The sequence below is a fragment of the Psychrobacter piscatorii genome (assembly GCF_043641605.1).
In the GTDB taxonomy this organism is placed as follows: domain Bacteria; phylum Pseudomonadota; class Gammaproteobacteria; order Pseudomonadales; family Moraxellaceae; genus Psychrobacter; species Psychrobacter piscatorii_C.
Genome location: NZ_JBHZRK010000005.1, coordinates 97,480 through 111,698 on the forward strand (window position 1 = coordinate 97,480; position 14,219 = coordinate 111,698).

Consider the following 14,219-nt stretch of genomic DNA (forward strand, 5'->3'; position numbering starts at 1 on the left):
TCACTACTTAAGTTAATATTTTTATGCGAGCACATCACCAATGACACAGTTGTCAGGTAGAGTAACGACCGTTAGCTGAGTTTTTGGATTGCCCGTTGATAACACCATGCCTTCTGATATACCAAATTTCATCTTACGTGGTGCAAGGTTGGTGACACAGATGACTTTCTTACCTGTCAGTTGCTCAGGCTCATAGAACTTACGAATTCCGCTAAATACGTTACGTGGCTTATCTTCACCAACATCTAACGTGAACTGTAGTAATTTGTCTGCGCCTTCTACATGATTACACTCTAAAACGTGTGCGACTTTCATCTCGACTTTGGCAAAGTCTTCGATACCAATATAATCCGTTTGCTCGGCATCAGTATTAGCATCTTGTGCGGCAGGCTTGTTATTTTCGGTCACAGCAGGAGTATCGGCTTGAGCCAATGATGCTTTTGAGTCTTCTACCATGGCTTCGATATCTTTTTCTTCGATACGTTGCATCAGCGGTTTGAACTTATTGATTTTATGACCTAGTAACCACTCATTACGACTGGCAAAACTTAAATCATCAAGGTTCAAAAACTCTTTCGCATTTGCTGTCAGCTCAGGCAATACTGGTGCTAGATAGACCATCAACTGACGGAAAATGTTGATAGCGACCGAGCATACGTCTTGAACTTCTTTCTCAGTGCCTTCCAATTTCGCGAGCGACCATGGCTTTTTGGCATCGATATATTCGTTAGCTTTGTCCGCACACTGCATGATGAGGCGCATGGCACGCGAGAATTCACGATTCTCGTAAGCAGCAGCAATCTCATCGCCCGTTTTGGTGATGTCTTCTAATAGGCGCGGTTCAGCGCAAGTCTCAGACAATATACCGTCGTATTTTTTCACCAAGAATCCTGCACTACGACTGGCGATATTGACCACTTTGCCGACCAAGTCAGAGTTGACCTTTTGCATAAAGTCTTCTAAATCTAAGTTGATGTCTTCAACTTTATCAGACAGTTTGCTGGCGAAGTAATAACGCAGGTATTCAGGATGTAAGTGCTCAGCATACGTCTCGGCCTTGATAAAAGTACCGCGTGACTTACTCATTTTTTCGCCATTGACCATCAAGAAGCCATGGGCAAAGACGCCAGTCGGTGTACGGTATTCGCTACCCGCTAGCATCGCTGGCCAAAACAAAGCATGGAAGTAAACAATGTCTTTACCGATGAAGTGATAGACCTCGGTTTTGTGCTCGTTTTCTTGTGTCCAGTAGCGGTCAAAATCAAGCGCTTGGTCTGTACCAGAACGCTTATCACATAGGTTTTTAAAGCTTGCCATGTAGCCAACTGGTGCATCTAGCCATACATAAAAATATTTGTCTGGCTCATCGCTTGGGGTATCTGGAATCTGAAAACCGAAGTAGGGCGCATCGCGCGAGATATCCCAGCTGGTAAGTCCTGCATCAAACCATTCTTGTAGCTTGTTAGCGACTGAGGTTTGCAAGCGATTGTCACTGCGCGTCCAGTCCTGTAAGAACTGCTCAAACTCTGGCAAATCAAAGAAATAATGCTTAGAAGTTTTAAGAACTGGCGTTGCATCAGACAATGTTGAGTGCGGGTCTTTTAGATCTGTTGCATCGTAAGTGGTGCCACATACTTCGCAGTTATCACCGTACTGGTCTGGTGAGTCACACTCTGGACAAGTACCTTTGACAAAACGATCGGCTAGAAACAATTGCTTTTCAGGATCAAATAGCTGCTCGACATCCTTTGTGCTGATATGACCAGCATCATTTAGACGACGATAAATCAGCTCAGAGAACTGTTTGTTTTCTTCTGAATGGGTGCTGTGATAATTATCAAAATTGATCAGGAACTTTGAAAAATCTGCTTCGTGTGAGGCTTTGACTGAGGCAATTTGCTCCTCTGGCGTGACGCCATTGGCTTCTGCTTTGAGCATGATTGCCGTACCGTGTGCGTCATCCGCGCAGACATAGGTGACCTGATGGCCTTGCGCTTTCATCGCACGTACCCAAATGTCAGTCTGAATATACTCTACAAGATGCCCCAAATGGATATAGCCATTGGCGTAGGGCAGCGCACTGGTTACTAGAATCTCACGCACAAAATCACCTATATTTTTATATAAACGGGTTAGTTATCGAACATCTTAAGCGGTTCATCGCTTATCGATGCGACATTGTTAATGCTAAAAACTTCTAAAAATAATAAAAATTCAAAAAGTGCGCCTATGATACCGTAATTCAGATAATTTTGTGATATTCCTTGGTAATTACTTCTCATTTGGCAGGCATCTATTAACTATAAATAATAGCCTTGCACCGTATTTTTATGGTTATAAAGCAGTCATAAAAAACCCACTAGGCATGATGCTAAGTGGGTTTTTGTTTATTAAATATTCGCTTAGATATCAGTCGTTAGTAATAACAAATAATTTAAGCTATCTTAGAATGAACCGAACATCGTACCTAAGATGATAACAGCAACCACAGCGACCAATGGAATAACCATCGTAACCATTGCCAAATTCAAATAAGACTGCTTATGGGTCAAACCACAAATCGCTAGCAAGGTGATGACAGCGCCACTGTGCGGAAGCGTATCAAGACCACCTGCCGCCATAACGGCTACGCGGTGCATCAGCTCAGGGTCGATACCCGCATTGACTGCCATTCTTAGATAATCTTCACCCAATGTAGATAGTGCAATACTCAAACCACCAGACGATGAACCTGTGATACCAGCAAGCGTGGTCATAGCGACGGCTTCTGAGATTAGAGGATTGTCAGGGGTAAGGTTTAAGATACTATCACGAATGATAAGGAAGCCTGCAAGCGAGGCGATAACCGCGCCGTAACCCACTTCTGAGGCGGTATTAAAAATAGGCAACATCGAGTCATAAGTACCGCGGTTGATAGTTTTTTGTAGGTTATTCCAATGTCCAATACGTAGCAATATTAGCACCACACAAGCAACGACCAATGAGATAATAATTGACCATAACCCAAGCGAGCCTGCAATATTCAAGTCTGGGAATTGAGTTTGTAGGCTACTGAAATCTATCGATGGGAATACCACATAGGTCAATATAGCGTTCAAGCCAATGACCAATACCAGCGGAATCATGGCAACGGTGAATGAAGTATGATGAGTATTTAATACCTCAGCTTCTTTTGCCGCCGCTCCAACGCCGCCTACATCCTCTTCATCATGCTGACCATAGCCTTCGCCCGCTGCATTGGCTTTTTTGGCACGTGACTGAAGCCACAACCAACCACAGATAAACATGATTGTACCGCCAATGATACCCAAAATAGGCGCGGCAAATACGTTGGTGTTGTAGTAAGGGATAGGAATCGCATTTTGAATGGCTGGCGTGCCCGGTAATGCGGTCATCGTAAACGTAAATGACCCTAGGGCAATCGCTGCTGGAATCAAACGTTTTGGAATGTCTGCCGCTTTGAATAAGTCTTTGGCGATTGGATAAATAGCAAAAGCCACAACGAACAACGAGACGCCGCCATAAGTCAAAATAGCACAGACCAAAATCACTGCAAGTATAGCTTTGCTGGCACCGAGCTTTTCGACGACGGTATTGGCAATGGCAGTTGCCGCGCCAGAGTCAGCCATCAAACGCCCAAACAGTGCCCCTAGCAAGAATATCGGGAAGAATTTAAGTAAAAATCCACTTAACGCGCCCATAAAGACATCGGTATAAGCGGGGATGGTATTTAAGAAGTCACCTGATAACAAGACTGCTAGCGTCGCCATAATCGGTGCTAGAATCAGCACAGAGTAACCGCGATAAGCAAAAAACATGAGTAATAATAGGGTGATGACAATCGCAAATGTACTAAACATGATAGCCCTCCTTGGCAAAATTAAGACAGCGAGTATGGCGCGCTTATTGATGTAGGTCAATAAAGTTAATCAAAAAACCTTATTTATTATATTTTATTAAACATAAATCCAGTTGCGGTATTATTGAAGGATAAGAAATGCTTTGTTGACTCGCGTGCTCTTGGGTTATTTTCTAATCACTAAGCAACTAGGCGCTACGAAAATAATATGTTAAGTTAGCATAAGTATTTTATACATGATATACCGATATAATATGTATTATTATAAATAAAAATATAAAGTATAATGTTTGATATGAGTCGCGCTTATCAAATGGAAGTTTGTTGATAATAAGCGCTAACCATAAAAACTGGTCATAAATCTCATCACAAACAGCAAATTTGCAAGGAATGTGAATATGTTTAGTGCCATCACTAACGTGAGCGTGCAGCTGGTCAATCGCTACCTACCATCTCCGTTTGTCTTTTCAATTGTTTTAACGCTCATTGCCTTTGTTGTTGGCTTGGCTATTACTGGTCAAGATATGATTGCGATGGCAGGGCACTGGGGCAATGGACTGTGGTCATTACATAGCTTTGCGATGCAAATGGCGCTAATTTTGGTCACAGGTTACGCGTTTGCGAGTGCGCCATTCATTCAACGCTTATTGGATAATTTTGCCAGCAGAGTTCATTCTCCTACGACTGCCATTATCGTATCCACCTTGGTTGGGCTGGTCGGTTCGTGGATAAACTGGGGTTTTGGTCTGATTATCGGGGCCATTTTTGCCAAAGCACTGGCAAAGAAAGTCGCCAATGTTGATTATCCTTTACTCGTTGCTGCAGCTTATTCGGGTTTTGTGATTTGGCATGGTGGCTTCTCAGGCTCGATACCACTGACGCTTAGTTCGGGTGGCGATACGCTACTGACGCTATCTGGCAATACGATGACCGAAGCAGTACCTTTATCTCAGACTGTATTCGCAGGCTATAACTTACTGATTGTGGGTTTGCTCATTATTATCTTGCCGCTGCTAAACCGCTTTATGCACCCCAAAAATCCTACCGTGATTGATCCAAAGCTGATTAAGGAAGAAGTGTACGTCGCGCCTCCCAGAGAGACACCCGCGCAAAAGCTCGATGACAGTCGTATCATCGCTGTGATATTGCTGGCGTTGGCACTAATGTACTATATCAGCGAGTTTGGCAATAACGGTTTTAATTTAGGGTTAAATATCGTGATTGGGCTATTTTTATTCATTGGTTTGTTATCGCATGGCACGCTAGAGCGCTATTATCGGGCAGTACATTCAGGCATTGGTGGCATCACAGGTATTGTGTTGTTATTCCCGTTCTATGGCGGCATCATGGGAATTATGACGGGTGCTAATGCTGATGGTATCTCTATCAGTACGCAAGTTACCGAGTTTTTTGTCAATTCCGCTTCCGCAGATAGCTTCCCGATATTTGCGTTTCTAAGTGCTGGCCTAGTTAACGTCTTTGTACCGTCGGGCGGTGGACAGTTTGCTGTTCAAGGCCCCGTTATGATTCCGGCTGGCATTGAGCTGGGTGTCAATCCAGCTATCACTGCGATGGCGATTGCATGGGGGGACGCGTGGACCAATATGATTCAACCGTTTTGGGCTCTGCCACTACTGGGTATCGCAGGTTTGGATGCACGAGCAATTATGGGCTACTGCTTGATCGTGCTTGCGGTATCTGGCGCAGTCATAATGGGCGTGTTTTGGTTAGTGGTATAAAGTTGTAATGCTTAAAGAAATAAAAGTCGTAAAATAAAATGCGTGAAAAGTAATCATCAAATGGATACTTGATATAACTAAGTCAGTATGAGCTTTACATGGATTAAAAAATATAAATGATAATCATAGGAGATAAGCATGAGTCAATCAAAAGTATATAACAGTGCCAAAGAGGCATTAAGTGGCATCGTCAGTGATGGGCAAACACTCGCTATCGGTGGTTTTGGTCTATGCGGTATTCCAGAAGCGTTGATCGAAGCACTACGTGATAGTGGCGTTAAAGAGTTGACCTGTATCAGCAACAACGCTGGCGTCGATGATTTCGGTCTGGGTCTGCTACTACAGACCCGCCAAATCAAGAAGATGATTTCATCATACGTGGGCGAAAACAAAGAGTTCGAGCGCCAGTATTTGGCGGGCGAGTTAGAAGTTGAGCTAACCCCGCAAGGTACATTGGCCGAAAAGCTACGCTCAGGTGGTGCGGGTATTCCTGCATTTTACACAGCAACAGGTGTGGGCACGTTGGTTGCCGAAGGTAAAGAAACGCGTGATTTTGATGGTCGTACTTATGTATTAGAGCATTCATTGCGCGCGGATGTAGCACTCATCAAAGCACAGAAGGCCGATAAAGCCGGTAACTTGATATTTAATAAAACCGCTCGTAATTTCAACCCAGATTGCGCGATGGCGGGAAAAATCACCATCGTCGAAGTCGAAGAAATCGTCGAGACAGGCACATTTGATCCAGATGAAGTGCATCTGCCGGGTATCTTCGTTCAACGTATTGTATTGAATGCTAGCCCTGAAAAACGTATCGAAAAAACCACGACTAAAGCGGTAGAAAGCGCTTAGATAAAATCATGGTTGAGACTTATCGCCAGTTTTTAGACGGATAGTCGTTTAAATAATTAGCGATTCAGATAAATAACAATAGAATATCGTAAAAAATAAGGAAATCAGTATGGCATGGACAAGAGAACAAATGGCGCAACGCGCTGCAAAAGAGCTACAAGACGGCTATTACGTCAACTTGGGCATTGGCCTACCAACGCTAGTCGCTAACTATATTCCAGAAGGCGTGGATGTATGGCTACAATCAGAGAACGGCTTGCTGGGTATTGGTGAGTTTCCTACAGCAGAAAACGTCGATGCGGACTTGATTAATGCGGGTAAGCAAACCGTGACCGCAGAAGCGGGTGCCAGTTATTTTAGCAGCTCAGAGTCCTTTTCGATGATTCGCGGTGGTCATGTCAACTTGGCGATATTAGGCGCAATGGAAGTCTCAGAACAAGGTGACCTTGCTAACTGGATGATTCCCAAAAAAATGGTCAAAGGCATGGGCGGTGCGATGGATTTGGTCGCAGGCGTACAGCGTGTGATTGTATTGATGGAGCAAGTCAATAAGCATGGCGATCCAAAAATTTTAGCCAACTGTGAGCTACCATTGACGGGCAAGGGCGTGGTCGATCGTATCATCACTGAGCTTGCCGTATTAGATGTTACTGATAATGGTCTAAAACTGGTTGAATTAGCAGATGGTGTTAGCTTTGACGAGTTACAAGAAAAAACGCCAGTCAGCATTGCTCAATAGAATTTATCTCCTAATATCTATAGATCATAATAAGGAACCTATATGGCCACCCAATTACAGCAGGACTTGACAGGCAAAGTAGCATTGGTCACTGGCTCTGCAAGTGGTATCGGTCGTGATATCGCTGAGACTTATGCAAAAGCAGGCGCTGCGGTTGGTATTGCTGATATCGACCTTGAAGCGGCACAGCAAACGGTTGATGCCATTGAAGCAGATGGCGGGCGTGCTCTCGCGATTGCGATGGATGTGACCTCTAAAGATGCGGTAAACGAAGGTGTACAGAAATTGGTTGATACCTTTGGTGGTATTGATATTTTGGTGTCTAATGCTGGTATCCAGATTATTGATCCTATCCATAAAATGGCGTTTGACGACTGGAAAAAAATGCTCGCCATTCATTTAGACGGGGCATTTTTGACGACCAAAGCTGCGGTACAGCACATGTATAAAGACGATAAAGGTGGCACGGTCATTTATATGGGTTCAGTACACTCGCATGAAGCATCGCTTTATAAAGCGCCTTATGTCACTGCCAAGCATGGTCTGCTAGGACTGTGCCGCGTATTGGCCAAAGAAGGTGCTGAGCATAATGTGCGCTCGCATGTGATATGTCCAGGATTTGTCAAAACGCCTTTGGTCGAAAAACAAATCCCGCAGCAGGCAAGCGAGAAAGGTATTAGTGAAGAATCTGTCGTTAATGACATTATGCTAGTAAATACTGTCGATAAAGAGTTTACGACGGTAGAGGATATTGCCCAGTTGGCACTATTCTTAGCGGCGTTTCCAAGTAATGTGTTTACAGGACAATCTATCGTTGCCAGTCATGGTTGGTTTATGAATTAATATATATACAACTTGCATATACCACAACGTCAGACCTACTGGCGTTGTGGTTTTTTTATGCGTCCAATTCAGCTACACTGTCACGATAGAAGGTTTGGCTAAAATGATCACTGGTTTTATTGTTTGCTCAATATGAGATGATATGAATTAAGCCATGTGCCAAACCCATCCACTTGTATAGGCAATAATAATAGCTATGTTCAACTTTATGAAGAAAAAAACCACCAAAACCGAAACACCGCAGCAGCAAGCAGAACGTGATAGTGCCGTTGACAAAGTATTGCTTGGGTATGAGATAGGAACAGTCAGTATTGCGACGATGGTCACAGGTCTTGAGCGTGACGGCGAGGCGCTGACATTAGACTTACGCCTGCCACAAGACAGCAACCCTGAAGCTGTCCAACAAGAGCTTGGACAGTTGCTGCATCCTCATGGCATTACCACGATTCATATGAACGTGCGTCTGCCTGCGCCAGCAAAAGGAGCTAGTGCAAGCTTACCAAAGCAGATGCCAAAGACAACCAATGCGATGGAATCCCAGCCTTCATCTGGCGCTAATAACAACGCGAGTAATGCCAGTAACGCCAACGCCGAGCCGCCAATTACCAAAGCTGCTCCAACACAATCTTCATTAGCTGCGCATCCTCGTATCCGTCATATTATTGTTGTGGCATCAGGTAAGGGCGGCGTTGGCAAATCAACGACGACTGTGAACATCGCCCTGGCATTACAGAAGCTGGGCAATCGTGTTGGTGTGCTCGACGCAGATATTTATGGCCCTAGCATGCCAACCATGCTAGGCGTTGCCGATGTAAAGCCGCAATTAGAAAATGAGCAGTTCGTGCCAGTGGATGCGCATGGTATCGCGATGCTCTCTATCGGTAGCTTGCTTGATGGGGAGAACACACCAGTTGCGTGGCGTGGGCCGAAGGCGACGGGTGCGCTGATGCAGCTCTATAATCAAACCAACTGGCCAAAGCTCGATTACTTAGTGATTGATATGCCGCCAGGTACGGGCGATATACAGCTGACATTGGCACAGCGTATTCCAGTGACAGGCGCTGTCATTGTCACGACGCCGCAGCATGTTGCGCTACTCGATGCGCAAAAAGGCGTTGAGATGTTTAACAAGACTAATATTCCTGTGCTTGGCGTGGTTGAAAACATGGCGCTACATACGTGTAGCAACTGTAATCATACCGAAGCCATCTTTGGTACGGGCGGCGGTGAGATTATCGCTGAGCAGTATCATGTGCCGCTATTAGGACAGCTACCGCTCGCCAGTGGTATCCGCGCCCAAGTCGATAAAGGCGAGCCAAGTGTATTGGCTGATGATGAATTTGCACAGTATTATCTAGACATTGCCAAAAATATCGAAACCAATATCAATAAATTTGCCAAACCTGTCGATGATAAGCGTATTTTTTAATGCCTGAAACACTTGGTTAAAAAATGCGTTTATGCAGAAAAATATTTTATAAGGTCGTAAATTTTTAAGTCATTGCGACCCTATAAATTGAGCCATCAATTCCGTATAATCGTTGCTATTAAATATTTGCTAAGGAATAATAATGTCTATCAAGTCTGACCGCTGGATTCGTAAAATGGCCGAAGAGCATGGCATGATTGAGCCATACGAGCCAGGTCAAGTGCGCTTCAATGATGCAGGCGAGCGTTTGGTTAGCTACGGCACCTCAAGCTATGGTTATGATGTGCGCTGTGCGCCTGAATTTAAGGTATTCACCAACGTACATTCAGTTGTTGTTGATCCTAAAAACTTCGATGATAAAAGCTTTATCGATATCGTCGGTGATGAGTGCATTATTCCACCAAACTCATTCGCCTTAGCACGTACCATGGAGTATTTCCGTATTCCACGCGACGTACTGACTATTTGCCTAGGCAAGTCGACTTACGCGCGTTGCGGTATTATCGTCAACGTAACGCCGCTTGAGCCTGAGTGGGAAGGGCATGTAACTCTTGAGTTCAGTAATACTACTAATCTTCCTGCGCGTATTTATGCGGGTGAAGGCGTGGCACAGATGTTGTTTTTCCAAAGCGATGCCGATGATGTGTGTGAGACCAGCTACAAAGATCGCGGCGGTAAATATCAAGGTCAACGCGGCGTGACCTTGCCAAGAACTTAGTCAAAGATAAAGTATCAAGTCTTTGAGCAGACAATAAAAAGCCAGTCATAATAAACATGACTGGCTTTTTTATTATGTGAGAAGTAATGAGTGTGAATCTCTAATTATTTTAAAACTTTTAAACCTGCTTTGTTATCACGCTTCGGTTTAGGTGCAGTAGCAGGTTTTTTGCTAGCAATCGGTGCGTCGTCGTCTTCTGGTACATAGTTATCATATTCTTTTGGATCAAAGAACATTCCTTGCGAATTTTCTTTAGCATAAATGCCCATGACTGCAGTAAGTGGCACCCAAATTTCTTGTGAGACGCCACCAAAACGCGCACTAAAATGTATGTAGTCATTTTCCATACTCATATTGCCTGTAGCACGGCTGGCGATATTTAGTACGATACGACCATCTTGCACATGCTCGGTTGGTATCTGTACGTTATCAGCAGTAGCATCGACCATCAGATAAGGCGTCAAGGCGTTGTCTTCTATCCATTGATATAGTGCACGTACCATATAAGGACGGGTAGGTATAATAGAGGTGGTTTCGCTCATCTAATGATTTCCTATACTAATGATGTTCAATAATGAAAAGATATTTTATTTAGCAAATTATCGCACAATAAGTGCAAGTCAATTTCTGTTATATTGGTACTTATTCTAAGGCAGCTTCTTATACTTGTCTAATCAACGTAAGCTTTTTTGGAAGCTACTACGCTCAAACACTCTCGTTTGATATTCAAACAATGGACGGCTGATAGCACGTGGCAGCTCAATACCCATTTCATCTAATCGCCATAATAGTGGTGCTAATAACACGTCACACCAGCCAAACTCATCAGCCATAAAATAAGGCTTATGAGCAAACAGCGGTGACAGAGTAATCAACGAATCACTAAGCTGTTTTTTGGCAACGGCAGCCTGTGCTTTATTAAAGCTATCTGGATGTGTCAGCAAGCGCTTGCCAAGTACTAACCAATCACGCTGAATGCGCCAAGCCAATTGGCGAAACTGTGCACGTTCTTGCGGTGTCTCAGGGAGCAATTTATTTGTGTGATAACGCTCTTCAAGATACTCAAAAATGACGTTAACCTCATAAAGCGCAATCTCACGCTGCTGCAATACAGGCAAGGTATGATAGGGGTTTAGCTCAGTCAAATCTTCAGGGCGCTCAGAATGCAGACGAGACAAATAGTAAGCGAGCTTTTTTTCTTCAAGTAATAGGCGTACCACATGACTGTCGTAGCCGTCATCAGCATACAAAATTAGCTGACTACTTGGAATGTCATTCGCATCAATCATGAAAGCCTAATGTTAAGAGTGAAGGTTGTCATCGTAAACAAACTCGCAACGTTTATCAAGGTAGTGTACGTAAACATTAGCGCTGAGCGGCTTATTTTCTGGCTTCTCTAGTGTTTATGCTCTATATCAAGGCACAAAAAAGCACTACCGAAGTAGTGCCTTTTTTAATTCTAAGAACGGTCTGCTAACTATGACTTATTTGACATCTTTCCAGAATTCTTTATTCAATAAGTAAACTGGGATGAGCAGTACTAATAAGAATAGAATTACAAAGAAACCAATTACTTGACGGTCGTGGCGAGCAGGTTCACCCATCCACGCCATAAAGTTAACCAAGTCACCAACTTCAGATTCAAACTCTTCTTGGCTCAACTCTTCTTGCATGTTATGCAATACGTGAGGCATCGCTGCATTGGCCAGTACTAAGTTGTTCGCGCCCCAAGGACGGCTTGGATCTTCGTAAAACGATAGTAGGTAAGTATATACCCAGTCATCACCACGTAGACGTGTCTCAAGTGATAAATCAGGAGGCGCTGCGCCAAACCAAGATGCTTGAATCTCAGGATCGATTTCAGCAGTAATGTGGTCACCGATTTGATCGGTAGTAACCATCAAATACTTTTCAACCAACTCAGGCGGTATCTCTAAATCTTTGGCAATACGCGAATGACGAACGTACTTGGCTGAGTGACACCCAGCACAGTAGTTCATAAAGATCTTCGCGCCGTTTTGTAGTGAGCCCTTATTGGTAAAATCAATAGGAGCTGTACTACAAGCCAGGTGTTCATCAACGCCATCTGCATTGGTGAATGTACCGCAGCCACTGCCTGAAGCCATTGCCGTACCAGCAGTCAAGGTTAATGCCGCGCCTAAGCCTAGACCAGCTAGGGATTTAATTAGCGTGTTCATTAGTGACCTCCGGTAACGCGTTCTGGTGGCTGTTTACACTTCTCAATCGCAGTGTAGAAAGGCATCAGTAAGAAGAACAAGAAATATAGAATCGTGAATACACGAGCCATGATGGTTGCCGTTGGTGTAGCAGGCGTCGCACCCAAGTAGCCCAATACAACAAAGCTAATAGCAAAGACGGTCAGCGCAATCTTAGATAATATACCTTTGTAACGTATAGAGCGCACAGGAGACCTATCAAGCCATGGGATCAAGAACAGTACGGCAATCGCACCACCCATCGCGATAACACCACCAAGCTTGTCAGGAACCGCACGTAAAATAGCGTAGAACGGCGTGTAGTACCATACTGGTGCAATATGTGCTGGTGTTTTCAGTGAGTTCGCTGTCTCAAAGTTTGGTGGTTCAAGGAAGAAACCGCCGCCTTCTGGGAAGAAGAATACCACTGCAAAGAAACAGATAAAGAATACTACGATACCAACCATGTCATGCACAGTGTAGTACGGATGGAATTCGATACCGTCTAATGGCACACCATTTTTATCTTTTAGCTTCTTGATGTCGATACCATCAGGGTTGTTCGAACCCACATGGTGCAGTGCCACAATGTGCATGAATACTAGACCCACTAGCACTAATGGAATAGCAACAACGTGTAGAGCAAAGAAACGGTTTAGCGTGATACCTGAGATGATATAGTCGCCACGTACCCATTCAGCAAGGCCATCACCAATCACAGGTAACGCTGCAGGAAGGTTCAAAATAACCTGAGCACCCCAGAATGACATGTTACCCCAAGGTAGCAAGTATCCAAAGAAACCTTCTGCCATCAATGCTAGGTAAATACCCATACCGATGAGCCAGATAAGCTCACGAGGTTTTTGGTATGAACCGTATAGCAAGGCACGGAACATATGCAGATAGACAACGACGAAGAACGCAGAGGCCCCAGTCGAGTGCATATAGCGGATGAGCCAGCCACCTTTGACGTCACGCATGATATATTCAACAGATGCAAATGCCCCTTCGGCACTTGGGTTGTACATCATCGTCAGCCATATACCAGTCACCAATTGGTTGACCAATACAATCATTGATAGCACACCAAAGAAGTACCAAAAGTTAAAGTTTTTTGGTGCGTAGTACTTTGACATATGGTATTCATAGGTTTCGGTCGCAGGAAAGCGCGCGTCCACCCAATGCATTAACTTTTTACCCATACTCATATTAAGCCTCCCCAACCGTCAAGATGGTACCATCCATACCATATTCTGGGATGGGTAGATTCAGCGGTGCAGGAACGCCACTAAAGACGCGACCTGCTAAGTCATATTTTGACCCGTGGCACGGACAGAAAAACCCGCCATACCAGTCATTGCCGCCCAAGTCAGCTGCGCCAACATCAGGACGGTAGTTTGGTGCACAGCCTAAATGTGTACAAACGCCTTCGACAACCAATACGGTTGGATCTAAAGAGCGAGTAGGATTGGTACAGTATTCAGGTTGTACTGATGCAGTAGAGTCAGGATCAGACAATAATGGTTTGACTGACTCAAGTCCTGCGATCATGTCTTCAGTACGCTTAACCACATAAATAGGTTTGCCACGGTATTTGACGACGATCATTTGTCCTGCTTCGATAGCACCGATATCTTGGGTTACTGCAGCCCCTGCAGCCTCAGCTTTAGCGCTTGGGTACCAAGAACGGACAAAAGGTGTCGCCACGGCAGCTACCCCAGCTGCACCAATCGCGGCAGTTGAGGCAATAAGAACTCTACGGCGTTGTACATTAACGCCTTCGGCTTGGCTCATTAATACTTCCTCCAGGTGAATGAAATGGGA

At 44.4% G+C, this 14,219-nt stretch carries 13 protein-coding genes; 6 read left to right on the forward strand and 7 right to left on the reverse strand.

Features of this window, described 5'->3' with window-relative positions; translation table 11 throughout:
- Nucleotides 1-21: 21 nt before the first annotated feature.
- Nucleotides 22-2,103, reverse strand: coding sequence for a methionine--tRNA ligase (metG, locus tag ACHUET_RS06470; RefSeq protein ID WP_394211573.1), 2,082 nt, complete (start codon nt 2,101-2,103; stop codon nt 22-24).
- Between the two features lie 341 nt (nt 2,104-2,444).
- The gene (locus tag ACHUET_RS06475; RefSeq protein ID WP_394211575.1) at nt 2,445-3,860 is read right to left on the reverse strand and encodes a GntP family permease; all 1,416 of its coding nucleotides are present in this window, start codon (nt 3,858-3,860) and stop codon (nt 2,445-2,447) included.
- A gap of 397 nt (nt 3,861-4,257) precedes the next feature.
- Here ACHUET_RS06475 and ACHUET_RS06480 point away from each other — a divergent pair, with 397 nt between their 5' ends.
- From ACHUET_RS06480 to dcd, 6 genes are all read left to right on the forward strand, one after another.
- Nucleotides 4,258-5,598 (forward strand): short-chain fatty acid transporter, encoded by a 1,341-nt coding sequence (locus ACHUET_RS06480; protein WP_394211577.1) that lies wholly within the window; start codon nt 4,258-4,260, stop codon nt 5,596-5,598.
- A 138-nt stretch (nt 5,599-5,736) separates the two neighbouring features.
- On the forward strand, nt 5,737-6,450 hold the full coding sequence (locus ACHUET_RS06485) for a CoA transferase subunit A (protein ID WP_394211578.1): 714 nt from the start codon (nt 5,737-5,739) through the stop codon (nt 6,448-6,450).
- A 109-nt stretch (nt 6,451-6,559) separates the two neighbouring features.
- Nucleotides 6,560-7,189, forward strand: a complete 630-nt coding sequence (locus tag ACHUET_RS06490) for a 3-oxoacid CoA-transferase subunit B (RefSeq protein ID WP_394211580.1) — start codon at nt 6,560-6,562, stop codon at nt 7,187-7,189.
- A 42-nt stretch (nt 7,190-7,231) separates the two neighbouring features.
- A complete protein-coding gene (locus tag ACHUET_RS06495; protein WP_394211582.1) occupies nt 7,232-8,032 on the forward strand; it encodes a 3-hydroxybutyrate dehydrogenase in 801 nt (266 codons plus the stop codon).
- Between the two features lie 196 nt (nt 8,033-8,228).
- Nucleotides 8,229-9,461 carry an iron-sulfur cluster carrier protein ApbC gene (apbC, locus tag ACHUET_RS06500; protein ID WP_394211584.1) on the forward strand — a complete coding sequence of 411 codons (1,233 nt, stop codon included), beginning with the start codon at nt 8,229-8,231 and terminating at the stop codon, nt 9,459-9,461.
- A gap of 142 nt (nt 9,462-9,603) precedes the next feature.
- On the forward strand, nt 9,604-10,179 hold the full coding sequence (gene dcd / locus ACHUET_RS06505; RefSeq protein WP_058024138.1) for a dCTP deaminase: 576 nt from the start codon (nt 9,604-9,606) through the stop codon (nt 10,177-10,179).
- A 104-nt stretch (nt 10,180-10,283) separates the two neighbouring features.
- On the opposite strand, the gene ACHUET_RS06510 is transcribed toward dcd, so the two are convergent.
- From ACHUET_RS06510 to petA, 5 genes are all read right to left on the reverse strand, one after another.
- The gene (locus ACHUET_RS06510) at nt 10,284-10,721 is read right to left on the reverse strand and encodes a ClpXP protease specificity-enhancing factor (RefSeq protein ID WP_394211586.1); all 438 of its coding nucleotides are present in this window, start codon (nt 10,719-10,721) and stop codon (nt 10,284-10,286) included.
- A gap of 132 nt (nt 10,722-10,853) precedes the next feature.
- Nucleotides 10,854-11,468, reverse strand: coding sequence for a glutathione S-transferase N-terminal domain-containing protein (locus ACHUET_RS06515; protein ID WP_394211588.1), 615 nt, complete (start codon nt 11,466-11,468; stop codon nt 10,854-10,856).
- A gap of 195 nt (nt 11,469-11,663) precedes the next feature.
- Nucleotides 11,664-12,377, reverse strand: a complete 714-nt coding sequence (locus ACHUET_RS06520) for a cytochrome c1 (protein ID WP_101205476.1) — start codon at nt 12,375-12,377, stop codon at nt 11,664-11,666.
- Nucleotides 12,377-13,582 carry a cytochrome b gene (locus ACHUET_RS06525; protein WP_179798892.1) on the reverse strand — a complete coding sequence of 402 codons (1,206 nt, stop codon included), beginning with the start codon at nt 13,580-13,582 and terminating at the stop codon, nt 12,377-12,379. Before ACHUET_RS06525 ends, ACHUET_RS06520 begins: the two co-directional genes overlap by 1 nt.
- Before the next feature lie 22 nt (nt 13,583-13,604).
- Nucleotides 13,605-14,189, reverse strand: a complete 585-nt coding sequence (petA, locus tag ACHUET_RS06530) for a ubiquinol-cytochrome c reductase iron-sulfur subunit (protein WP_394211590.1) — start codon at nt 14,187-14,189, stop codon at nt 13,605-13,607.
- Nucleotides 14,190-14,219: the final 30 nt, after the last annotated feature.

Bases quoted from the DNA above. Each gene is read 5' to 3' on its own strand.
- dcd (WP_058024138.1), top strand. From the start codon at position 9,604: ATGTCTATCAAGTCTGACCGCTGGATTCGTAAAATGGCCGAAGAGCAT.
- ACHUET_RS06495 (WP_394211582.1), top strand. From the start codon at position 7,232: ATGGCCACCCAATTACAGCAGGACTTGACAGGCAAAGTAGCATTGGTC.
- ACHUET_RS06475 (WP_394211575.1), bottom strand. From the start codon at position 3,860: ATGTTTAGTACATTTGCGATTGTCATCACCCTATTATTACTCATGTTT.
- petA (WP_394211590.1), bottom strand. From the start codon at position 14,189: ATGAGCCAAGCCGAAGGCGTTAATGTACAACGCCGTAGAGTTCTTATT.
- ACHUET_RS06520 (WP_101205476.1), bottom strand. From the start codon at position 12,377: ATGAACACGCTAATTAAATCCCTAGCTGGTCTAGGCTTAGGCGCGGCA.
- apbC (WP_394211584.1), top strand. From the start codon at position 8,229: ATGTTCAACTTTATGAAGAAAAAAACCACCAAAACCGAAACACCGCAG.
- ACHUET_RS06515 (WP_394211588.1), bottom strand. From the start codon at position 11,468: ATGATTGATGCGAATGACATTCCAAGTAGTCAGCTAATTTTGTATGCT.
- ACHUET_RS06510 (WP_394211586.1), bottom strand. From the start codon at position 10,721: ATGAGCGAAACCACCTCTATTATACCTACCCGTCCTTATATGGTACGT.
- ACHUET_RS06490 (WP_394211580.1), top strand. From the start codon at position 6,560: ATGGCATGGACAAGAGAACAAATGGCGCAACGCGCTGCAAAAGAGCTA.
- ACHUET_RS06525 (WP_179798892.1), bottom strand. From the start codon at position 13,582: ATGCATTGGGTGGACGCGCGCTTTCCTGCGACCGAAACCTATGAATAC.
- ACHUET_RS06485 (WP_394211578.1), top strand. From the start codon at position 5,737: ATGAGTCAATCAAAAGTATATAACAGTGCCAAAGAGGCATTAAGTGGC.
- ACHUET_RS06480 (WP_394211577.1), top strand. From the start codon at position 4,258: ATGTTTAGTGCCATCACTAACGTGAGCGTGCAGCTGGTCAATCGCTAC.